This window comes from Xenorhabdus sp. XBWT (assembly GCF_059072735.1).
In genome coordinates, this window is record NZ_CM180990.1 from 1,489,736 (window position 1) to 1,510,565 (window position 20,830).

Sequence of the window (20,830 nt, forward strand, 5' to 3'; positions counted from 1 at the left end):
GTGATCTGCCGCTGGAATTGCATCTTTTCTATACCTTTCGTCTTTCAAGTTTGGGATCAATTTTAGAAATAGCTTTCGTGGCCGTATTTGAAAACTCTTCTTAGAATTTTCTCTATTTAGAGCATGAAATTGCGGGATTTTTATGCGAAGTGTATTGAAAAAAACGAGACTTATCTTGTTTACTCTGGAATAGAAGTCATTAACTCCCTATAATCCGCCAAACATGGTGTATCGAATCCCATGTACCCACTTTATTTTTTCTTTTTTAACCAGGTTATTTCTATCATGGCTGATGAAGCACATAAGTGTACAATTGTAGGTATTTCAGGTGCCTCTGCCTCAGGCAAAAGCCTTATTGCCAACACGCTTTATAGAGAATTACGTGCACAGGTAGGTGATCACAATATCGGCGTTATTCCAGAAGATTGTTATTACAAAGATCAAAGCAATACTCCAATGGAAGAGCGTTATAAAGTCAATTACGATCATCCAAGTTCAATGGATCACAGTTTATTGTTCGAGCATCTTCAGGCACTGAAAGCCGGAAAATCCATTGAATTGCCGCAATATGACTATGCCGAACACACCCGCAAACCCGAATCCATCCATTTTGAACCGAAAAGAGTCATTATCCTTGAAGGTATTCTACTATTAACGGATAAGCGCTTGCGCCAGGAGCTGGATTTTTCCATTTTTGTCGATACACCACTGGATATCTGCCTGATGCGCCGTATCAAACGTGATGTAAATGAACGCGGACGTTCGCTGGATTCCGTCATAGAGCAATACAATAAAACTGTGCGCCCAATGTTCCTGCAATTCATCGAGCCATCAAAACAATATGCAGATATTATTGTTCCTCGCGGAGGGAAGAACCGCGTAGCCATTGATATCTTAAAAGCCAAGATTGGCCAATTTTACGAATAATATGCTGTTTGGTATTCATAAGTATTATCTTATTTGAGAGGACATAATGCGACTCTGTGACCGTGACATTATTAAATGGCTAGATGAAGGTAAACTGGTAATTACCCCACGCCCTCCTGTCGAACGCATTAATGGGGCAACTGCTGATGTCTGCCTTGGGAATCAGTTTCGTGTTTTTCGTGGTCATACTGCTGCCTATATCGACCTGAGTGGTCCTAAGGCTGAAGTCAATGCAGCGCTTGACCGTGTCATGAGCGATGAAATCACTTTGCCGGCTGGGGAAGCGTTTTTCCTTCATCCGGGTGAATTGGCTCTGGCGGTGACACTGGAATCTGTCACATTGCCTGATAACTTAGTTGGCTGGCTGGATGGACGTTCGTCTCTGGCGCGTCTTGGCCTGATGGTTCATGTGACGGCACACCGCATTGATCCGGGCTGGCAGGGGCAAATAGTCCTGGAATTCTATAATTCAGGCAAACTGCCTTTAGCTTTGCGTCCCGGCATGGTCATAGGTGCATTAAGTTTTGAACCGCTGTCAGGTTCTGCTGAGAGGCCTTATAACCGACGTCAGGATGCTAAATATAAAAATCAGCAAGGAGCTGTAGGCAGCCGAATCAGCGAGGATTAATCTTTTCTGGTAAAGCTTTCCGGTGACACTTTTTGGTGAAAAATAGTCATCTTGTGGACATGAGACTGGGGAAGTCATGAAAAGATTATTGACGACACTCGTTATTTTTTTTGTTGTTATTGTTGCTGGTTTAACTACGCTGGTCATGCTGGTTAATCCGAATGATTTTCGTGACTATATAGTTAAGCAGGTACAAAAAAAGAGTGGTTACCATCTCGTGCTGCAAGATGATCTGCGCTGGCATGTTTGGCCAAAATTGAGCATTCTGACCGGACAGATATCACTGACTGCTCAGAATGCTAAACAACCTGCGATTATTGCAGAAAACATGCGATTGGATGTGGAATTATTACCTCTGTTATCTCACCAACTTTCTGTTAACGAAGTGATGCTGAAAGGAGCTGTCTTGCGAATTACTCCGGATAGCCAACCTCAGAAGCGGACAGAAGCCCCCATTGCACCCGAAAGTGGTATTCATTATCCCATGGTTGCAAGTGATCAGCCTTGGAAACTGGATATTGCCAAAATCAAAGTAGTTGATAGTTTACTGATTTGGCAAACCAAAGATCATTCTCAATTTAATGTCCGTGATATCAATTTACTGCTGGCACGCAATGATAAAGATCACGTTAGTCTTGTAGTTAGCAGTAGAATCAACAAGAACCAGCAAGAATTGGCATTTGCACTTAATGCATCAGTGAATACTTCAGATTATCCGCAGCAGATATCGGCTGATATAAATTCCCTCGAATACCAGTTGCAGGGTGTCGGGCTGCCATCTGAAGGGATTAAAGGGGCAGGCAGTGCTGTAGCCAAATATCAGGCGCGATCCGAATCACTTGCATTGCAAAAAATAGCGTTAACCGTGAATGGAGAGAGTGACCTGAAAGGGAATATTACTGCTGCCTTGAAAGATAAGCCGCAATATGTCATTCATCTGGCCTCTTCGAAGTTGAATCTGGATAATCTAATGGGCTGGGATACCTTGCCTAAAAACAGCCCACAGGCAAAACATGATTACCGAATCGAAAATAACTCATTAAAACCGGTAATTGCGACATCAGTATCGCCCTTAACCAATTATGATCTTACGTTTTTGCAAGGATTTAATGCGAATATCTCGTTTACAGTAGGTAAATTCATTTATCAGGGTATGGATATTGATAATTTTGACCTGAAAGCTGTAAATAATGATGGTGTGACGGAAATTGAAAAATTAAACGGAGATGTGTTTAGTGGGCATTTTACATTTCCGGGCACAATTGATGCCACGATAATACCTGCAAAATTACACATAAAACCACGCTTGCAGAAAATTGAATTGCAACCTTTGTTAACCACATTGGCCCTGCCGACGGTATTCAGTGGTCAGCTTAATGTAGCTGGTGATTTGGTTGGTGAAGGTTATGATGAATACGCCATTTCCCATTACTGGCAAGGTGATTTGAATCTAGGGCTGAAAAATGTGCGTCTGGAAGGATTGAATATTCCTCAGCTTATTCAGCAATCTTTTTCACGAGTGACAGATCGAGTTGACCAACCGACAAATACAGATAGTTTTACTGAAGCGAGAAATATGTCGGTGACAGCGAAATTGGATCGCGGTGAAGTTAAAATTGATGAGCTTGCCGCAACTTCAGGTATGTTAAATATTCGTGGGCAGGGTAAAACGAATTTACTGAAGCAGAATGCCGATATGGCATTGTTGGTGCAATTAACAAACGGGTGGGGCAAGCAGAACGAATTTGTACGCCAGTTGGCGCAATTAAAAATTCCTTTGAGAGTTTATGGCAGCTGGGATAATTTGCAGTATACGCTGAATGTAGAATCTTTAATGCGCGATGAATTACAGCAAAAGGCCAAAAAATCAATCAAAGATTGGCTCGAAAGGCATAGTAGTAGTGAGGATCATAAAACGCTAAAGGATTTGCTGAATAAAAAATAGCTCTTATCATAGTATTTAAGGTTAACTTTTCTATTCCTTTATATACACAATGGATTTCAAGATGCAGCGCGACGGCAAGGGAATGACAAATTCGTCGGGAACGAATTTGCCCAGCCAAAGGCTGACCTCCGGTGAAAGGCAGGAGCCTTTCATTAATCCCCAAGAGCATAGCTAGCTATGTGACTGATCTTATAAAATTTATGGGAATAAAAAAACCGACGTTATGCCGGTTTTTCATTAGATAATTAATTTTATAACTACGGATTATATTTCTGCTTCAACTTTCAGTGAGATGATCTTCACTTTATTGATGCGATGGCTGGTGATTTCCAGTGGTTCAAACAGGTAATCACCAATCTGTAGCTGCTCACCTTGTTGCGGAATATGTTGCAGATGTTCCATCAACAGGCCTGCAAGTGTCTGGTATTCGCGTTTTCCGTCCAATAGTAATGGTACGTAAAGAACTAAATCTTCCAGTGGCATAAACCCGTTGGCAACCCAATATCCCTCTTCCATAACTTGAATATCATGGCGGGCATCCAGCTCTCCGCTACCTACCGGCAAATTACCAGTAATTGTTTCCATCACGTCGGTTACCGTAACTACACCTTCAACAGAACCAAACTCATCAACGACAAAAGCAAAGTGTGTTTGGGCTTGACGGAACTGCTCCAGTGCTTGCAGCAAGGAGAGAGATTCCGGGAAAATCAGCGGTTGTTGCACTAATTGCCGTAAATCGAACATATTATGGGTCAGTTGCTGATTAAGGATATCGATCACATGCACAACGCCGAGAGGTTCATCGCTGGTTTGCTCATCAGTGACGACAATTCGTGTATGGGGTTTTTGTTCCAGCAGCGTGGTCAGTTTTTCGGCCGGAGCATGGACATCGAGATAAATAACATCATGGCGTGAAGTCATGATGCTACTGACGGTACGTTGTGCCATGCTGAGAACGCGGGCGATCATCTGACGCTCTTGAGGTTCAAAGACTTCTTTGTTATCCGAATCATCAGCAATCAGATCGGAAGTATGATTATCCAGTGCCGTGTTTTCACGTTTGCCATTTAAAATGTGCAGAACGGCCTCTGCGGTTCTTTCTCGCAGGGAGCGGGAAGCGCTCAAGAACTTGCGGCGATTGAACTGGGCGAATTGGTTCAGTGCTTCAATCATGATGGAGAAGCCGATGGCAGCATAAAGATAGCCTTTCGGAATATAATAACCAAAGCCTTCTGCAACCAAGCTGAAACCTATCATCAGTAAGAAGCTGAGACATAGGATAACGATCGTGGGGTGCGCATTGACGAATCTCGTCAGAGGCTTACTGGCCCATATCATCAGGATCATGGCAATGATAACAGCGGCAATCATGATACCAATATGATCGACCATACCCACGGCAGTAATGACGGAATCCAGAGAGAATACAGCATCCAAGACTATAATCTGCACAACAACAGGCCAGAAGCTAGCTCCTTTGCGTTGTTGATTGGTATGCAGGTTTTTCCCTTCCAACCGTTCATTTAACTCCATTGTGGCCTTGAACAGCAAGAAAATACCCCCTATCAGCATAATTAAATCACGGGCGCTGAAAGAGTGCTCCCACAGGGTAGCCAATGGATTAGTCAGGGAAATGAGCCAGGACAGGCTGAATAACAGCAATATCCTCATGATAAGAGCGCAGGAAAGCCCTGTCAGGCGAGCTTTATCTCTCTGTTTTTCAGGAAGTTTGTCTGCCAGAATGGCAATAAATATTAAGTTGTCAATTCCGAGAACAATTTCTAAAACGATAAGTGTGGCCAAACCAGCCCATATCGTAGGATCAGCGATCCATTCCATACAATTTATTTTACCTTTTAATATGACGGCTTTTGCCGACTATTGAATAATGCGTATTGAAGTTCAAAATATCAATAGATGATTTATCTCAGTTGGAAATTTTTTCAGCGAAAGAACGTTACGACGGTATCGATTGCATCAATAACTACCTTCTATAGCCATTCCTGAGTTAACATGTGACCTCATTAACAAATTGTCCACTCTGTTTTGTTGTATACGGAATGTGTTACATATGGCACAAAGTTACATATGAAATATAGCGTGACGTACTGCATCTTGGGTGGACAGCAGTCATTATTAGACGGGAGTTATTCATGTCCAAACAACAGATCGGTGTTGTCGGTATGGCGGTAATGGGGCGTAACCTGGCGTTGAATATTGAAAGCCGTGGTTATTCTGTATCTATTTTCAACCGCTCCAGCGATAAAACTGATGAAGTTATTGCTGAAAATCCAGGGAAAAAATTAGTTCCACGTTATTCCATTGAAGAGTTTGTCGATTCGCTGGAAAAGCCACGTCGTATTCTGTTGATGGTTAAGGCAGGTGAAGCTACGGATAAAACCATCGCATCACTGACGCCACATTTGGATAAGGGTGACATTCTGATTGATGGTGGCAACACCTATTTTCAAGACACTATCCGTCGTAATCGTGAATTGTCTGCTCAGGGCTTTAATTTTATCGGTACGGGTGTTTCCGGTGGTGAAGAAGGTGCGTTGAAAGGCCCTTCAATCATGCCTGGCGGCCAGAAAGAAGCTTATGAACTGGTAGCGCCAATTCTGAAAGAGATCGCTGCTCAGGTTGATGGTGAGCCTTGTGTTACTTATATCGGGGCTGATGGTGCAGGGCATTATGTGAAAATGGTTCACAATGGTATTGAGTATGGTGATATGCAACTGATTGCGGAAGCCTATTCCCTGCTGAAAAATTCATTGAACTTGAGTAATCAGGAACTGGCTGAAGTATTCAGCGACTGGAATCAGGGTGAACTGAGTAGCTATCTGATTGAAATTACTTCTGATATCTTCCGTAAGCAAGATGAAGAAGGTAAATATCTGGTTGACGTGATTCTGGATGAAGCTGCCAATAAAGGTACGGGTAAATGGACTAGTCAAAGCTCTTTGGATCTGGGCGTTCCTGTGACATTGATCACCGAATCCGTATTTGCACGTTATATTTCTTCGCTGAAAGATCAGCGCGTGGCTGCATCTAAAATTCTGTCAGGCCCGGAAGCCCAGCCATTTAATGGTGATAAAGCAGAATTTATCGAGAAAGTTCGTCGTGCCCTGTACCTGGGTAAGATTGTTTCTTACGCACAAGGTTTCCAGCAGTTAAAAGCAGCATCGGATGAATATAACTGGGATCTGAACTACGGTGAAATTGCTAAGATCTTCCGCGCGGGTTGTATCATTCGTGCGCAATTCTTGCAAAAAATCACAGATGCATATAATGAAACCCCAGCTATCGCTAACTTGCTGTTAGCCCCTTACTTTAAACAAATTGCAGATGAATATCAGCAAGCTTTGCGTGATGTTGTTTCTTATGGCGTGCAGAATGGGATTCCAACTCCAACATTCTCTGCTGCTATTTCTTATTATGACAGTTATCGTTCAGCCGTATTGCCTGCCAATTTGATTCAGGCACAGCGCGATTACTTTGGTGCGCATACTTACAAACGTACTGATAAAGAAGGCGTCTTCCACACTGAATGGTTGGATTAATCATTAGGTGTTTTAATTTAACATTGAATGATTAAAAATAAGGTGCTGATTTTTCAGCACCTTATTGTTAGATAAAAGTGCTAATTTGAAGGTGTCCACTTGATTAATTTCTGTGCACACATTTCTAGCCAGTGCTCTAGGTCTGCATCATAACTGTAAAGAAGAACAGCGATACTGAGAGTAGCAAGACCGAATATTACCAGAACAAAAATATTATTCATATAATAATTCGCCTATTTTCATCTGGTTAAATTATAGCAAAATGTAAACTTTATTTAAGTTAACCTTAATTAATTACGTATTTTCTTTGTGTTAGCTTCAATCGGCTCTTTTCCGAAAAGCAACTAATTCAGGCATAGCGATACGGCGATAGTCTTCTGTATTCAAAATGATAGAGCGTTCCAGACTGCCAGCATTAAATGCCAGTTCATCATAACGTTCAAATAAGTATGGTTCGGCAATCAGCTGCAAATCTGGATGGAAACTGAACGGAGGAATAGCTCCGAAAACACAGTATGTCAGTTCAGAAACTTCTTTCGGGCTTGCCAGCGATGCCCGGTTTCCTCCGACTTGCTTGGCAAGCATTGCAAGATCGGCTTGCTGGTCAGCAGGCAAGACAGCGAGAACATACTGTCGGTAGCCATGTCCTTTGACATGGCAGACTAAACCTTTCGCTCCTTGCCCTATGTGAGTCCCCCGTATTTTTGCTACCTCTTCTGAACGGCCACCAGTAGAGTGCTCTATAACGCGATAGCGGGCATTATGTGTATCTAGCAGGGCAGTAAGACGCTCGAATATGTTATTTTTTAGCAAAATTTTCTCCAACATAAACCAAAAGTAAAAGTAAATGCCATTTTTTGCTCTTACATAGGCAATTATTGATTCTGGTCAAAATGACTGAAATAAATAAGTGTCACATTGTAATTCAATTCTCTTACATCTAGATTTGAAATACTTCAGTAAAATCTAAGGAGTTCCAAATGGCAGCATCCACTTTCTTTATCCCGCCAGTGAATAAAATTGGTACGGGGTGTATGACTGAAGCCGTCGAGTTAATAAAAAATTATGGCTACAGACAGGCTTTAATTATCACTGACCGCGTGCTGAACGAGATTGGTGTTGTTGAAAAGGTTCAGACTTTACTGGCGGATGCAGGGATAAAAAGTGCGATTTATGATGGAACGAATCCAAATCCAACCACCATTAATGTTGAGGAAGGATTGAAAATCCTACGTCAGAGTAACACTGATTGTGTAATCTCTTTAGGGGGTGGTTCATCGCATGATTGTGCAAAGGGTATCGCATTGGTAGCTACCAACGGTGGGGATATTCGTGACTATGAAGGGGTTGATCGTTCAGCAAAACCACAGTTGCCTCTGATTGCTATTAATACTACCGCAGGTACAGCGTCTGAGATGACACGTTTTTGTATCATTACAGATATTGAACGTCATATCAAAATGGCGATAGTGGATAAAAATGTTACACCTATTTTGTCAGTCAATGATTCTGCTTTAATGGCGGGAATGCCAAAAGGGTTGACAGCAGCAACGGGAATGGATGCACTGACTCATGCTATTGAAGCTTATGTTTCTACGGCGGCAAATCCTATCACTGATGCCTGTGCGTTGAAAGCGGTGACAATGATTAGTCACTATTTGCGCCGTGCCGTTGAAGATGGCAATGATATGGAAGCACGGGAAAATATGGCTTATGCCCAGTTCTTAGCTGGAATGGCGTTCAATAATGCATCCTTGGGATACGTTCATGCGATGGCACATCAGTTAGGCGGATTTTACGATTTACCACATGGCGTCTGTAATGCGGTTTTACTGCCACATGTACAAAGATTTAATGCCAAAGTGTCTACGGCTCGCCTGAAAGAGATTGCGGTAGCGATGGGGGCTGAAGTCGCAGGTCTGAATGATGGGCAAAGTGCTGAAGTTTGTATCCAGACCATCAGTAAATTGGCCGCAGACGTTAATATTCCAGCAGGTTTGTCTGAATTGAATGTAAAAGAAGAAGACTTGCCAACATTGGCGACTAATGCTTTGAAAGATGCCTGTGGTTTCACTAATCCGGTTCAGGCTTCACATGAAGAAATTGTAGCTATCTTTAAGGCTGCAATGTAACTTACTGAGCAATGGTTTTAATCACTGAGTATTCAAATAACACTGGTTACAATGGTTTTTTCTGGTAGTACGTATTTCCAAAAGTGTACAGATGCACTACACATATATGTTCTTCTTGTCAGAGCTACTATGGATTTACTCTGTACACTTGATGGAAATATTATCTTCCGCTATCACGCACTATATTTCACGTAATTTACATGATTCCGCAGTGAGGCGTTCAACTGAAATCCCTACACAACATTCTTCTTGCAAAAAGCTGATCAGGTTTTCCAAATGCTGATATTCAGGTATGCATACAATAGTACGACTGTGCTTCTCTTGACGGATCAGTCCGACCTTCACCAGACGAGCGAGATGATGTGACAGAGTTGAAGCTGGAATCTCTAAGGCTTTCTGGATCTTCCCGACAGAGACTCCTTGATGGCCGGCTTTAACTAAATATCGAAATATGGCTAATCGGTGCGTGTTCCCTAGTTCAGCCAGGCTTTGTGCGACTTCTTCGTGTTTCATTCGGGTCTCTAAACAAAAATTTCTATGTTTCTAGAAATATACTTGACAGTGATTGCAATGGCAATCTATCATCCACCGATAATTCCATATTACTAGAAATATAGATATTTGGAGAATTAGAATGTCTTCTCAATTGCAAGAAACCCTAAACATGTTTGTCTTCCTTGCCATAGAATTATCAGCCTTATTCATTGGTGTGAGTTTATTGATAGGTCTTCTCCAGCGACATATACCTCCATCCAAGGTGGAAGCCTTACTGAGCGCTAACCGGAAAAGAGGATATTTTTTGGCTGCAGCTCTCGGATCTATTACTCCTTTCTGTAGTTGTTCGACTATTCCTATGTTGAAAGGGTTAATTCGTGCCAAAGCTGGTTTTGGCCCAATGATGGTATTTTTATTTTCCTCCCCTTTGTTGAATCCCATCATTGTTGTACTGTTTGTTGCTACTTTTGGTCTGACGTTAACAGCTATTTACGTACTATCTGCACTTCTAGTCTCACTTGGAGCTGGGTGGTTGCTACAAGTATTGGGATTTGAACGTTATATACGCCGTGAAGTGGTGTCTGGTGGCGGTGATTCTGGAAGTAATTGTGGCATTAAATCCACAATATCAAATAGTTGTGCATCAATAGCGACTTCCTGTTGTCCTGTTACTCAAACCACTACACAATCGACAAGTTGCTGTGATAGCCAAATTGTTAAAACTGATCGCCAAAAAAGTAAATACAGCGGTTTATGGCAGGAAGTTTGGTCAGATTTTAAGGGGGTACTACCATATTTATTTATCGGTATTGCAATCGGCAGTGTTATCTATGGTTATATACCGACCAGCCTGCTAGAACAATATGCTGGCTCAGATAATCCTTTTGCTATCCCCGTTGCTGCTGTCATTGGCGTACCGCTATATATTCGTGCCGAAGCTTTGATACCCCTTTCAGCAGCTCTGATGGCGAAAGGAGTCGGTGCCGGAACAGTTCTGGCGTTAATTATTGGTGGTGCCGGTGCCAGCCTGACTGAGTTAATTTTATTACGCTCCCTATTTACATTTAAGCTCTTGGCCGCCTTTGTCGCTGTTATCTTTGCTATGGCAACGATCGCAGGTTACACGACTTTCCTGTTTTTCTGAATATTCCCTTAGATGACAAGCAAATGAACATATTGAGCCGAGAGGCCACTAGAGTCATATCTGGCCTGAAGTTGGATTTTATTAGAGGAATGGAATGATGAAAACCAAAGAACAAGAATTATCTCAGCGAGTTGAAAATGTACAGCGTTACTATGGTACAACTCTTTCAAGTAAGGAAGATTTGGTAACTAATGTTTGCACTGTCGATGAATCACCTTCCGATGAGATAAAAGACATATTAAAGGCAGTTCACCCAGATGTGCAGAAGAGATTTTATGGCTGTGGTACTCCTTTTCCTCCTTTACTGACTGGTTTAACTGTGTTGGATTTAGGCTGTGGTAGTGGGCGGGACTGCTTCATTTTATCTAAGTTGGTAGGGCAAGAAGGGCATGTTATTGGCATCGATACTACACTTGAACAAATTGAATTTGCCAAGAGTCACATTGAATATCATCGGGATGCCTATGGTTACAACGAAAGTAATGTACATTTTATACACGGTAATATTGAGTCCTTGGATCAACTCAATTTACCGTCGAATAGTGTCGATATCATAGTTTCCAATTGTGTCATTAATCTGGCCGCTGCAAAATTTAATGTGCTTCAGGGGATGTTTCAGTTACTTAAATCTGGCGGCGAAATTTATTTTGCTGATATTTTTTCCGATCGCAGGCTCTCATCGGAGTTAAAACATGATCCATTGTTGATTGGAGAATGTATTGGCGATGTGTTGTATTATGGCGATTTCGTGAAAGTCGCTCGTGATGCAGGCTTTCGGGATATACGGGTTGTTTCAAGTCATTTAAAAACCATCAACAACAAGCCCATTGAAGAAAAGTTTGGGGGTGCAAAACTGTATTCAATGACTCTCAGATTATTCAAGATTGATCTAGAGGATAGTTGTGAGGATTACGGTCAAGTTGCTATATACAAAGGTAATCTTCCCGGTGCTTCCATTCGCTTTATGCTTGATCAAGAACATGTATTTGAGACAGGTAAAGCGGTGCCGATATGTCGAAATACAGCAGATATCATTTGTAAAAGCCGATATTACAGCTTGTTTAGTGTGATTGGTGAAGGACGCACCACATTATGGGTTTTTTAATTGTGGAACCGCTTTGAACAATTTTTCAGCATCAAGTGAGGTTCCCATGTGTGCACCGAGTGGCTGTAGTTGCTAAGCACTGACAAAATCAGATACAAAAGGTTATCTCATAAGGTTGCAAGAGGCCACTCCGGATATAATTTAGTGAAGTGGCGGATACTTTGTGACTTTTGTCTGGCAATCTATTATTGTTGGTTAGATTGCCGTTCCTGCAATCGACGGATAATTTGACTGAGATCCAGTTCCTGATCTTGCAATAAAACCAGCAGATGATAAACCAAATCTGCGGCTTCGTTGGTTAACTCTTCTCTATCATTCACTGTGGCTGCCAGTGCTGTTTCTACACCTTCTTCACCTACCTTCTGAGCAATCCGTTTTGTTCCGCTTGCGTACAATCGAGCGGTATAAGAGCTGTCTGGAGAAGAGTTTTTTCGGCTTGCCAGTAGTTGTTCCAATTGATAAAGAAAACCCCAGTCAGTTTGTGCAGGGGCAAAGCAACTTTCAGTGCCATTATGGCAAGTTGGGCCAATAGGATCTACGAGAATAAGTAAGGTATCGTTGTCACAATCAGGATAGATGGCTACCAGATTGAGGAAATGGCCGGAGCTTTCTCCTTTTGTCCATAATCGTTGCTTGGTACGGGAAAAAAAGGTCACTTTTCCAGAATCAAGTGTGACATTCAGTGCTTCCTGATTCATGTAACCCATCATCAATACTGATCCGGAAACGGCATGTTGAACGACAACAGGCATTAAGTTCTCTACTTTTTCCCAATCCAGTTTCTCGATTTCTTGTGTTGTGAATTGTTGTGTCAGCATGTTCTAACCTCGATACCCTGTGTAGCAAGATATTGTTTGAGTTCACTGATGTTGATGATTTTTTTGTGAAAAACAGATGCAGCCAGAGCACCATCGACATTGGCAAATTTAAAAGCATCCAGAAAGTGTTCGGGTGTTCCAGCTCCGCCAGAAGCGACCAGTGGCACAGAACAGATATCACGGACTCGTTTTAATTGTGTAAGGTCATAACCATTGCGGACACCATCCTGATTCATCATATTCAGGACGATTTCACCAGCTCCGCGTTGTTGAACTTCCTTGACCCAATCCAGTGTTTGCCTGCCCGTCATAGTTGTAAGTTGTTCATCTCCTGTAAATTGGTAAACTTGATAACTATTTGTTTTTTCATCAAACCAGGTATCAATTCCTACAACGACACATTGAACACCGTAGCGTTCAGCCAGACGGTTAATCAATTCCGGATCAGTCAGGGCGGGGGAGTTGATGGAAATTTTATCTGCACCGAATGATAAAATCTGTCCTGCGTCTTCAACCGTTTTAATGCCACCTGCCACACAAAAAGGAATATCAATGATTTCAGCAACTTTCGCCACCCAACTTTTATCCACCACGCGACCATCAGAAGAAGCGGTAATATCGTAAAATACCAATTCATCAGCACCTTCTTGAGCATAGCGTTGTGCGAGGGGAACAATATCACCAATAATTTCGTGATTACGGAATTGAACACCTTTGACGACGTGTCCATCACGGACGTCAAGGCATGGAATTATGCGTTTTGCCAACATTGGATAGCCTCCGTCAGTGTGAATTTGCCTTCAAGCAACGCGCGCCCGACAATAACACCCGCTACGCCAGATGCAGGCAGAGGAGAGATATCGGCGAGGCTGCCAATACCTCCGGATGCTTGAAACTGGATTTGCGGGTACTGTTGGCTAATCTCCTGATAAAGTGTGATGTTAGAGCCGCTTAATGTGCCGTCACGGGAAATATCAGTACACAATACATGTTTTAATCCGACAGGAAGATATTGCTCAATGACATTTTCAAGCGTGGCATTGCTGTTTTCCTGCCAGCCGCTGATAGCAATTTGTTTAATTCCATCTTTACTTATGCGAGTATCCAGCGCCAGTACAATCGATTCAGCACCATAACGTTGAAACCATTGCATAACTAACTCAGGCTGTGTAATTGCAATAGAACCCATCACAACTCGACTGGCACCGGCTTCAAGAAGTGCTTTGATATCATTTTCTGAGCGAATGCCTCCCCCGACTTGAATCGGAACGGTGACTCCCGCCAGCAGTTGTTTCAAAAGTGTAATCTGGCGATTGGCTGGATCTTTTGCTCCGGTGAGATCCACCAAATGCAGTAAGTTAGCACCTTCCTGTTCATATTGTTGCAAACGAGAGAGGGGAGAATTGTCATAATCCCGGCGCTGGTTGTAATCTCCCTGATGCAAACGCACCACATTACCGTCAATTAAATCTAATGCAGGTATAATCATGTGCTTATATCCCCAAAAAGTTTTTCAATAATTGTGCACCCGCTGCGCCAGAGCGTTCAGGATGGAATTGCACACCAAAGAAATTATCTTTCTCAATGGCACTGCTAAATGTGTTGCCATATTCCGTTTGAGCAATCGTATATTCACCAACAGGCACGGCATAACTGTGAACAAAATAGAAACGGGCATTGTCTGCAATATGCTGAAATAGAGGGTGTTTTTTCTGTACCTTCACTTGGTTCCAACCCATGTGTGGCAATGGAAAACCGGTGGTTGCCATTTTTTCGACAGGAGCATCAATTAATTTCAGCAGTGGGGTGTTATCACTTTCTTCACTGACGGAAGCTAATAATTGCATACCGAGGCAAATACCCAATACGGGTTGGGAAAGTGAGTTAATCAAGGGAATTAATTGGCGTTGTTCGAGTTGCTCCATTGCAGCTCTGGCTGTTCCTACTCCCGGCAACAGTAGTTTATCCGCTGAACACACAATTTCTGTGTCCAAACTAACAATCGGTTGATAACCTAATCGCTGAACTGCATAGGTAACAGAAGCAAGGTTGGCACAGCCTGTATCCAGAATAACAACGTTCATCATGGCTTCCTTTTAAGCATTGCCTTATAAAACACCTTTGGAACTCGGCAAAGTGTCACCTTCTACACGAATGGCTTGGCGTAATGTCCGACCGAAGACTTTGAACAGGCTTTCTGCCCGATGATGGTCATTCTTTCCTTTAGTTTTCAGGTGCAAGGTGCATCCCATCGTGTAAGAAAGGGAGCGGAAGAAGTGTTCAATCATCTCTGTACTTAAATCTCCGACGCGCTGATGTTTAAATTCGGCTTTATATTCTAGATGTGGGCGACCGGAAATATCTAAGGCACAGCGAGCAAGGCATTCATCCATTGGCAGCGTGAAGCCAAAGCGGGTAATACCGCGTTTATCCCCCAATGCTAGCTTCAGGGCCTCACCCAGCACCAAACCTGTATCTTCAACGGTGTGATGATCGTCAATATAAAGGTCACCTTTGACTTGTATGTTCATGCGAAAGCTACCGTGAGTTGCGATCTGATCCAGCATATGATCAAAGAAACCAACACCTGTATTGATGCGGCTTTCACCTTCACGATCCAGCCAAACTGCAATATCAATGGTCGTTTCTTTGGTTTTTCGTTCAACATGGGCGTGGCGATCTTTGTTTGGCTGTTTTTCACGGAGATGTTTTTCACAGATAAGTTTTTCACAAATAGCTGACCAGCCCAGTGATTCTGGCTGATAGCGAATGCCTTGAATCCTCATGTTTTGTGCTAATTGCAGATCGGTTTCCCGATCACCGATGACATAACTGTTTTCGGTATCCATGACATCTTTTGCCAGATATTTTTCTACCAAGCCGAGTTTTGGCTTACGGCAATTACAGTTATCTTCGGGTTTGTGCGGGCAGATCAATATTTCTTCAAAACGGATGCCTTGTGAGATGAAAATTTGCATCATAAGGGCATGCGGAGGCTCAAAATCAGCTTGTGGGAAACTGGCGGTGCCCAATCCATCCTGATTAGTAATCATGACCAGTTTGTATCCTGCTGTTTGCAGGGATAGCAGGGCGGGAATAACTCCTGCTTCGAATGCCAGTTTATCAAGGCGATCAACTTGATAATCATTGGATGGTTCAGTGATCAACGTTCCATCGCGGTCAATAAAAAGTAGTCTCTGTCTCATGGATTCTCAGTTTCCTTGATTTGTTGAGTTTGGCTTGAAAGCACATTGATGGCATTGATCAACTGTTCACATTCATTTCGGCTGCCAATAGTGATACGAAGACAATTATCTAATCCCGGTTGTTTGCGTTGATCACGTAATATAATCCCTTGATCCCATAGGGTATTGAATACCATTTCTGCATCAGTAAATTTCACCAGAATATAATTAGTTTCACTGGGAAATACGTTTTCAACCAGTTCTAATTTAGTCAGTTCTCGCGCAAGATAAGACCGATTGTTCACAATTTCCGCTACTCGGTTTCTCATCAAACAAATGCCAGTTTCTGTCAGTGCTTGTGCTGCGATATCTGCGACAGGTGTAGCAAGTGGATAAGGGGCAATCACTTTTAATATCAGCGTGATGATATCGGCAGATGCCAATGTAAATCCACAGCGCAATCCCGCCAAAGCAAAAGCTTTCGAGAGGGTTCGCAAAATGACTAAGTGAGGGTAGTCTTGCAGCCAAGGGGTGATAGTATGTTGCGGACAAAATTCGATGTAGGCTTCATCGATGGCAACAATGGCACGATTGCGGGAGAGTTCAATAATCTGGCGTAATGCTGCTGGATCGATCAGGTTACCTGTGGGATTGTTGGGGCTACAAATATAGATAAGTTTGACGCGATCAAGATTATTTTCGATAGCGGTAATGTCGGGTTGCCAGTTAGCGCTGACAGGGATTTTTTTCTGTTCTACGCCAAAAGATTCCGCACTAACACTGTACATGCCATAGGTTGGGGGGCAAAACAGGACGGCATCACGCCCCGGTTCGCAAAAAACACGGAGCAGCAATTCGATGGATTCATCGGCACCACGGCTGACAAGAACTTGCTCAGGTGTAAGGCCGACATAATTTGCATAACGTTGAATGACTGTTGCCGGCTGACTTTCAGGATAGCGATTCAGTGTGTTTTCGGTAAGTTGGTAATCGGTCGCTATCGGATATTCATTCGCATTTAACCAAATATTACCATTACCGCCTAAGCGTCGAGCTGACATGTAAGGGACTAAATTACGAACATTTTCTCTTGCCAATGAATTGATATCAAACACTGTATTCATGATTGATCCTTAGCTTTGTGATTCTGATTTTGTGTTATTCAAGGCTGCCATGCGTAATGTAACGGCATTTTTGTGGGCGATAAGTTGTTCTGCCTGCGCCAGTGTTTCAATGGTTGGAGCGAGGTTTATCAAACCCTGCGGTGTAATTTGTTGAACTGTCATTCTTTTTAGAAAGTCAGCCAGTCCTAAACCGGAATAGGTTGAAGTATAGCCATAGGTGGGCAGAACGTGATTAGTACCGGAAGCGTAATCTCCTGCGGATTCAGGTGACCAATCACCAAGGAAAATGGAGCCGGCACTGGTGATTTGTTCTACTAATTGCTCAGGCTGGCGGGTTTGAATAATCAAATGTTCCGGGCCGTATTGGTTGCTGATCTCCACGCATTGGGTGAGATTTTCAGCAATAATGATCCGGCTGGCTTGCAGCGCTTGGGTTGCAATTTGCTGGCGTGGTAATGCGTTAAGCTGGATTTCAATTTCACCAATCACTTGCCTGGCAAAGGTTTCATCAGGTGTTACCAGTATGACTTGAGAATCGGGGCCGTGTTCGGCTTGGGAAAGTAGGTCAGCCGCAGTAAAGATGGGATTGGCTCCGCTATCCGCGATGACCAACACTTCAGATGGGCCTGCGGGCATGTCAATTGTCGCACCATCAATGCATTGACTCACCTGACGTTTGGCTTCCGTGACCCATGCATTGCCGGGGCCAAAAATTTTGTCCACTTTAGGAACAGATTCAGTTCCAAAGGCCATTGCAGCAATGGCTTGCGCGCCTCCAATGTTGAAAATCTCGTTGATCCCGCATAGCTGTGCAGCATAAAGAATTTCATCGGCAATGGGTGGTGGAGAGCAGAGGATGACTTTACGGCATCCCGCAATATTGGCTGGTATACCAAGCATAAGTACTGTGGAAGGCAAGGGCGCAGAGCCACCGGGAATATAGAGACCAACTGAATCTATTGGGCGAGTGATTTGCTGGCAACGAACGCCCGGTAATGTTTCAACATCAATTTCTTCTGGTTTTTGTGCTTCATGGAATCGGCGGATATTGTTCATCGCCTGCTGTATCGCCTGCTTAATCTCTGGTGTCAGGCGGCTGGTGGCTGCATCTACTTCATTGGCTGCAATTTGGATAGTCTCAACGGCTATTTTATCTAAGCGTTGGTTGAATTCCCGCAATGACTGATCACCACGTGCCTTTACCGTTTCCAGAATCTGTTTAACAGTATATGAAATATCTTCAGATGCAGCGACAGCAGGGCGTGTCAGCAAAATTTTTTGTTGCTCTGGTGTACATTCTTGCCAGCGAATGATGGCCTTGAAATTAGTGTTCATCAAAGTTACTCCATCATTTTTTCGATTGGCAGAACTAAAATGGAACTGGCACCCAATGATTTGAGTTTTTCCATCGTTTCCCAAAACAGTGTTTCACTACTGACCATATGCATAGCGACACGATTTTGCGCGCCAGCCAGTGGCAAAATGGTGGGGCGTTCAGCTCCCGGCAGCAGGGAAATAATCTCTTCGAGCTTATCACTGGGTGCATGTAGCATGATGTATTTGGATTCTCGTGCCTGAATGACACCCTGAATGCGGATCATCAATTTGTCGATAAGCTGTTGTTTGTCTTCTGGCACCTTTCCATCACGTTGGATCAGACAGGCTTTTGAACGATAGATGACTTCCACTTCCCGCAAGCCATTGGCTTCCAGTGTTGCGCCTGTTGAGACTAAATCGCAGATAGCATCTGCCAGCCCAGCACGAGGAGCAACTTCGACAGAACCATTGAGGAGGCAGGATTTGAAACGTATACCTTTTTGATCGAGATAACGTTTCAATAAGTGAGGGTAAGATGTAGCGATACGGGAATTTTGCAGGCATTCTACACCGGTATAGTCGCAGTCGAAGGGCGCGGCAAGGGAGAGACGGCAGTCGCCGAAATCGAGACGGTGTAAGGTTGAATAACGGGGATCTTCTCCTTGTGCCCGACGTGTCAGTAATTCTTCTTCAAGAACATTTTCACCGATAATACCTAAATCGACAACACCATCCATGATAAGGCCGGGAATATCGTCATCGCGGACGCGCAAGATATCAATGGGCATATTTTCTGCAAATGCGATCAGGCGTTGCTGTTGCAAATTAATTTTAATACCACAGCGTGCAAGTAACGCCCGTGAATCATCACTAAGGCGACCTGATTTTTGAATGGCTATCCGTAAGCGTGTTTTATCTAACATGTTGTGTTTTACCCTATCTCAATTTTCGGTCGTATAAATCAGAAATAAAAAACCCCCGGAAGATCTTCCGAGGGTTTTTCTTTGTATTCATACCACCGGAAGACGGGTTAAATGTCTTCCAGCACACAGCAGCCTGAAAGACTAGTCAGGATGATGGTGATGATGATGGTTAAATTGAATACGGTTCATAATATGTAAGCTCTCTGTCTGCTTTTTTGAGTTTAATTCTACGTTCGGCACTGCTTTCAAAAAGATGAATTGTGCGTTAAATAATGCTGTTTACAGTGCCTATAATGAAAACTCTGTTTGCGAATAAGCGTGTGGTTGCCTGTTGTTTAACCTATACGATTTTATGTGTAAAAAGCAAACTTTTTTTGGGAAAGGTATTTATTATGATCTAATTATTTGTTTTTTTATACTGAATGTGTGTTGTTGTCATTAGGGCGCTATATGAGTAATGTTAGCTATGTTTCTGGAGGATTTATTCTCAGGACGTAAATGACACGTAATTGGAATCTATGAATATACCTGTCTAATAATCAAAATAATGTCATTTTCAAGAAAATTATAGTTTTCGGATGAGATGGTATTTTTGAGAGGAGCATAGTACTTGGGGGAAGCATAGTACTTGGGGGAAGCATAGTACTTGAGGAAAGTATAGTACTTGGATGAGTCATAGCTTTTTGGAGGGTGGAGTGAGAAAAGTTTCCATTATCGGATTGGGTTGGTTAGGTATGCCACTGGCGCAAGCACTACAAAGCAGGGGAATGCAAATTGTTGGCAGTAAAACAACACCAGATGGCGTTGAAGCTGCATGTATGTGTGGTATAGATTGTTATCTATTGAACTTGAACCCCCAGATTATTTGTGAAGCGGATAATCTCGATCAATTGATGTCCGTCGATGTGTTGGTTTTGACGCTACCCGTTAGTGGTGTTGCTGGTGGCGGGGAAGGGTACGTTAAAGCAGTGCAGCTGGTTGTTGATACAGCACTTTCTTATTCGGTTCCCCGGATTATTTTCACTAGTTCAACCTCAGTTTATGGTTCGGCTGTTGGTTATCTCAATGAAGATGAGTCCTTTTCCCCTGAAACACGATCTGCAAGGGCATTGGTTGAATTGGAAAATTGGCTGCATCAACTACCCAATACATCGGTTGATGTATTACGTTTGGCTGGTTTAGTAGGCAATGGGCGTCATGCAGGGCGTTTTCTCTCTGGGCGTAAGGCTGTTGAAGGTGGGGATAATGTGGTTAATCTGGTTCATCAGGATGATGTGATTTCTGCCATTAAACTTCTTATCCAACAACCGGAAGGTGGGCATATCTATAACTTGTGTGCACCAATACACCCTAAAAAATCAGAATATTATCCATTGGTCAGCCGTCAACTCGATTTGGTGCCACCGGAATTTTTACAATCAGAAGATAAAAATATTGAAAGTAAGATAATTGATGGTAGCCGTATCTGTCGGGAACTGGGATTTGTGTATCAGTTTCCAGATCCCGGTAGAATGCCAATGACTTAAT

At 42.9% G+C, this 20,830-nt stretch carries 20 protein-coding genes and 1 other annotated feature; of the genes, 8 read left to right on the top strand and 12 right to left on the bottom strand.

Going from position 1 to position 20,830, the window contains the following annotated elements:
• Positions 1-285 precede the first annotated feature (285 nt).
• The 3 genes from udk to asmA all read left to right on the top strand — a co-directional run bounded on the left by udk (position 286) and on the right by asmA (position 3,500).
• Positions 286-927 (top strand): uridine kinase, encoded by a 642-nt coding sequence (udk, locus tag AC5JQI_RS06700; RefSeq protein ID WP_237385313.1) that lies wholly within the window; start codon positions 286-288, stop codon positions 925-927.
• Positions 928-973: 46 nt separating this feature from the next.
• Complete coding sequence (gene dcd, locus AC5JQI_RS06705; RefSeq protein WP_273575044.1) at positions 974-1,555, top strand: dCTP deaminase; 582 nt, start codon at positions 974-976, stop codon at positions 1,553-1,555.
• A 76-nt stretch (positions 1,556-1,631) separates the two neighbouring features.
• Positions 1,632-3,500, top strand: coding sequence for an outer membrane assembly protein AsmA (gene asmA / locus AC5JQI_RS06710; RefSeq protein ID WP_493914140.1), 1,869 nt, complete (start codon positions 1,632-1,634; stop codon positions 3,498-3,500).
• A 264-nt stretch (positions 3,501-3,764) separates the two neighbouring features.
• On the opposite strand, the gene AC5JQI_RS06715 is transcribed toward asmA, so the two are convergent.
• The gene (locus tag AC5JQI_RS06715; RefSeq protein WP_237385310.1) at positions 3,765-5,339 is read right to left on the bottom strand and encodes a TerC family protein; all 1,575 of its coding nucleotides are present in this window, start codon (positions 5,337-5,339) and stop codon (positions 3,765-3,767) included.
• Between the two features lie 314 nt (positions 5,340-5,653).
• On the opposite strand from AC5JQI_RS06715, the gene gnd reads away from it, so the two are divergent.
• A complete protein-coding gene (gene gnd, locus AC5JQI_RS06720) occupies positions 5,654-7,060 on the top strand; it encodes an NADP-dependent phosphogluconate dehydrogenase (RefSeq protein ID WP_493914141.1) in 1,407 nt (468 codons plus the stop codon).
• A 318-nt stretch (positions 7,061-7,378) separates the two neighbouring features.
• On the opposite strand, the gene AC5JQI_RS06725 is transcribed toward gnd, so the two are convergent.
• Positions 7,379-7,873, bottom strand: a complete 495-nt coding sequence (locus AC5JQI_RS06725; protein ID WP_272902956.1) for a YbaK/prolyl-tRNA synthetase associated domain-containing protein — start codon at positions 7,871-7,873, stop codon at positions 7,379-7,381.
• A 167-nt stretch (positions 7,874-8,040) separates the two neighbouring features.
• On the opposite strand from AC5JQI_RS06725, the gene yiaY reads away from it, so the two are divergent.
• A complete protein-coding gene (gene yiaY / locus AC5JQI_RS06730) occupies positions 8,041-9,192 on the top strand; it encodes an L-threonine dehydrogenase (protein ID WP_493914142.1) in 1,152 nt (383 codons plus the stop codon).
• Between the two features lie 180 nt (positions 9,193-9,372).
• On the opposite strand, the gene AC5JQI_RS06735 is transcribed toward yiaY, so the two are convergent.
• Positions 9,373-9,705, bottom strand: a complete 333-nt coding sequence (locus AC5JQI_RS06735) for an ArsR/SmtB family transcription factor (RefSeq protein WP_493914143.1) — start codon at positions 9,703-9,705, stop codon at positions 9,373-9,375.
• Positions 9,706-9,826: 121 nt separating this feature from the next.
• On the opposite strand from AC5JQI_RS06735, the gene AC5JQI_RS06740 reads away from it, so the two are divergent.
• Together AC5JQI_RS06740 and AC5JQI_RS06745 are read left to right on the top strand one after the other, a co-directional pair.
• Complete coding sequence (locus tag AC5JQI_RS06740; RefSeq protein WP_493914144.1) at positions 9,827-10,831, top strand: permease; 1,005 nt, start codon at positions 9,827-9,829, stop codon at positions 10,829-10,831.
• 94 nt (positions 10,832-10,925) lie between these two features.
• Entirely contained in the window at positions 10,926-11,936 is a 1,011-nt protein-coding gene (locus AC5JQI_RS06745) for a methyltransferase domain-containing protein (protein WP_493914145.1), read from the top strand.
• 185 nt (positions 11,937-12,121) lie between these two features.
• Here AC5JQI_RS06745 and hisIE read toward each other — a convergent pair whose 3' ends face one another.
• The 9 genes from hisIE to hisL form a co-directional block, all read right to left on the bottom strand.
• Entirely contained in the window at positions 12,122-12,754 is a 633-nt protein-coding gene (gene hisIE, locus AC5JQI_RS06750) for a bifunctional phosphoribosyl-AMP cyclohydrolase/phosphoribosyl-ATP diphosphatase HisIE (protein WP_493914146.1), read from the bottom strand.
• Positions 12,748-13,524 carry an imidazole glycerol phosphate synthase subunit HisF gene (gene hisF, locus AC5JQI_RS06755; RefSeq protein WP_493914147.1) on the bottom strand — a complete coding sequence of 259 codons (777 nt, stop codon included), beginning with the start codon at positions 13,522-13,524 and terminating at the stop codon, positions 12,748-12,750. The genes hisIE and hisF overlap by 7 nt, the downstream gene beginning before the upstream one ends.
• Positions 13,506-14,243: a 1-(5-phosphoribosyl)-5-[(5-phosphoribosylamino)methylideneamino]imidazole-4-carboxamide isomerase gene (hisA, locus tag AC5JQI_RS06760; protein ID WP_493914148.1), complete on the bottom strand. Its 738-nt coding sequence runs from the start codon at positions 14,241-14,243 to the stop codon at positions 13,506-13,508. The genes hisF and hisA overlap by 19 nt, the downstream gene beginning before the upstream one ends.
• A 4-nt stretch (positions 14,244-14,247) precedes the next feature.
• Positions 14,248-14,838 (bottom strand): imidazole glycerol phosphate synthase subunit HisH, encoded by a 591-nt coding sequence (gene hisH, locus AC5JQI_RS06765; protein ID WP_493914632.1) that lies wholly within the window; start codon positions 14,836-14,838, stop codon positions 14,248-14,250.
• Between the two features lie 24 nt (positions 14,839-14,862).
• Positions 14,863-15,960 (bottom strand): bifunctional histidinol-phosphatase/imidazoleglycerol-phosphate dehydratase HisB, encoded by a 1,098-nt coding sequence (gene hisB, locus AC5JQI_RS06770; protein WP_493914149.1) that lies wholly within the window; start codon positions 15,958-15,960, stop codon positions 14,863-14,865.
• Positions 15,957-17,063, bottom strand: a complete 1,107-nt coding sequence (gene hisC / locus AC5JQI_RS06775; RefSeq protein WP_493914150.1) for a histidinol-phosphate transaminase — start codon at positions 17,061-17,063, stop codon at positions 15,957-15,959. Before hisC ends, hisB begins: the two co-directional genes overlap by 4 nt.
• Before the next feature lie 9 nt (positions 17,064-17,072).
• Positions 17,073-18,401 (bottom strand): histidinol dehydrogenase, encoded by a 1,329-nt coding sequence (gene hisD, locus AC5JQI_RS06780; protein WP_493914151.1) that lies wholly within the window; start codon positions 18,399-18,401, stop codon positions 17,073-17,075.
• Positions 18,402-18,403: 2 nt separating this feature from the next.
• On the bottom strand, positions 18,404-19,303 hold the full coding sequence (gene hisG / locus AC5JQI_RS06785; RefSeq protein WP_237385297.1) for an ATP phosphoribosyltransferase: 900 nt from the start codon (positions 19,301-19,303) through the stop codon (positions 18,404-18,406).
• Positions 19,304-19,346: 43 nt separating this feature from the next.
• Positions 19,347-19,469, bottom strand: a sequence feature (His leader region).
• Positions 19,445-19,492 (bottom strand): his operon leader peptide, encoded by a 48-nt coding sequence (gene hisL, locus AC5JQI_RS06790; RefSeq protein WP_113967449.1) that lies wholly within the window; start codon positions 19,490-19,492, stop codon positions 19,445-19,447. (Overlaps the previous feature by 25 nt.)
• 506 nt (positions 19,493-19,998) lie before the next feature.
• Between hisL and AC5JQI_RS06795 the strand changes: the two genes are divergently transcribed.
• Complete coding sequence (locus AC5JQI_RS06795) at positions 19,999-20,829, top strand: SDR family oxidoreductase (RefSeq protein WP_493914152.1); 831 nt, start codon at positions 19,999-20,001, stop codon at positions 20,827-20,829.
• Position 20,830 lies beyond the last annotated feature (1 nt).

What these genes read in the sequence shown, in the direction of transcription:
- udk (WP_237385313.1), top strand. Translation starts at nt 286, where the DNA reads ATGGCTGATGAAGCACATAAGTGTACAATTGTAGGTATTTCAGGTGCC.
- dcd (WP_273575044.1), top strand. Translation starts at nt 974, where the DNA reads ATGCGACTCTGTGACCGTGACATTATTAAATGGCTAGATGAAGGTAAA.
- asmA (WP_493914140.1), top strand. Translation starts at nt 1,632, where the DNA reads ATGAAAAGATTATTGACGACACTCGTTATTTTTTTTGTTGTTATTGTT.
- AC5JQI_RS06715 (WP_237385310.1), bottom strand. Translation starts at nt 5,339, where the DNA reads ATGGAATGGATCGCTGATCCTACGATATGGGCTGGTTTGGCCACACTT.
- gnd (WP_493914141.1), top strand. Translation starts at nt 5,654, where the DNA reads ATGTCCAAACAACAGATCGGTGTTGTCGGTATGGCGGTAATGGGGCGT.
- yiaY (WP_493914142.1), top strand. Translation starts at nt 8,041, where the DNA reads ATGGCAGCATCCACTTTCTTTATCCCGCCAGTGAATAAAATTGGTACG.
- AC5JQI_RS06735 (WP_493914143.1), bottom strand. Translation starts at nt 9,705, where the DNA reads ATGAAACACGAAGAAGTCGCACAAAGCCTGGCTGAACTAGGGAACACG.
- AC5JQI_RS06740 (WP_493914144.1), top strand. Translation starts at nt 9,827, where the DNA reads ATGTCTTCTCAATTGCAAGAAACCCTAAACATGTTTGTCTTCCTTGCC.
- AC5JQI_RS06745 (WP_493914145.1), top strand. Translation starts at nt 10,926, where the DNA reads ATGATGAAAACCAAAGAACAAGAATTATCTCAGCGAGTTGAAAATGTA.
- hisIE (WP_493914146.1), bottom strand. Translation starts at nt 12,754, where the DNA reads ATGCTGACACAACAATTCACAACACAAGAAATCGAGAAACTGGATTGG.
- hisF (WP_493914147.1), bottom strand. Translation starts at nt 13,524, where the DNA reads ATGTTGGCAAAACGCATAATTCCATGCCTTGACGTCCGTGATGGACAC.
- hisA (WP_493914148.1), bottom strand. Translation starts at nt 14,243, where the DNA reads ATGATTATACCTGCATTAGATTTAATTGACGGTAATGTGGTGCGTTTG.
- hisH (WP_493914632.1), bottom strand. Translation starts at nt 14,838, where the DNA reads ATGAACGTTGTTATTCTGGATACAGGCTGTGCCAACCTTGCTTCTGTT.
- hisB (WP_493914149.1), bottom strand. Translation starts at nt 15,960, where the DNA reads ATGAGACAGAGACTACTTTTTATTGACCGCGATGGAACGTTGATCACT.
- hisC (WP_493914150.1), bottom strand. Translation starts at nt 17,063, where the DNA reads ATGAATACAGTGTTTGATATCAATTCATTGGCAAGAGAAAATGTTCGT.
- hisG (WP_237385297.1), bottom strand. Translation starts at nt 19,303, where the DNA reads ATGTTAGATAAAACACGCTTACGGATAGCCATTCAAAAATCAGGTCGC.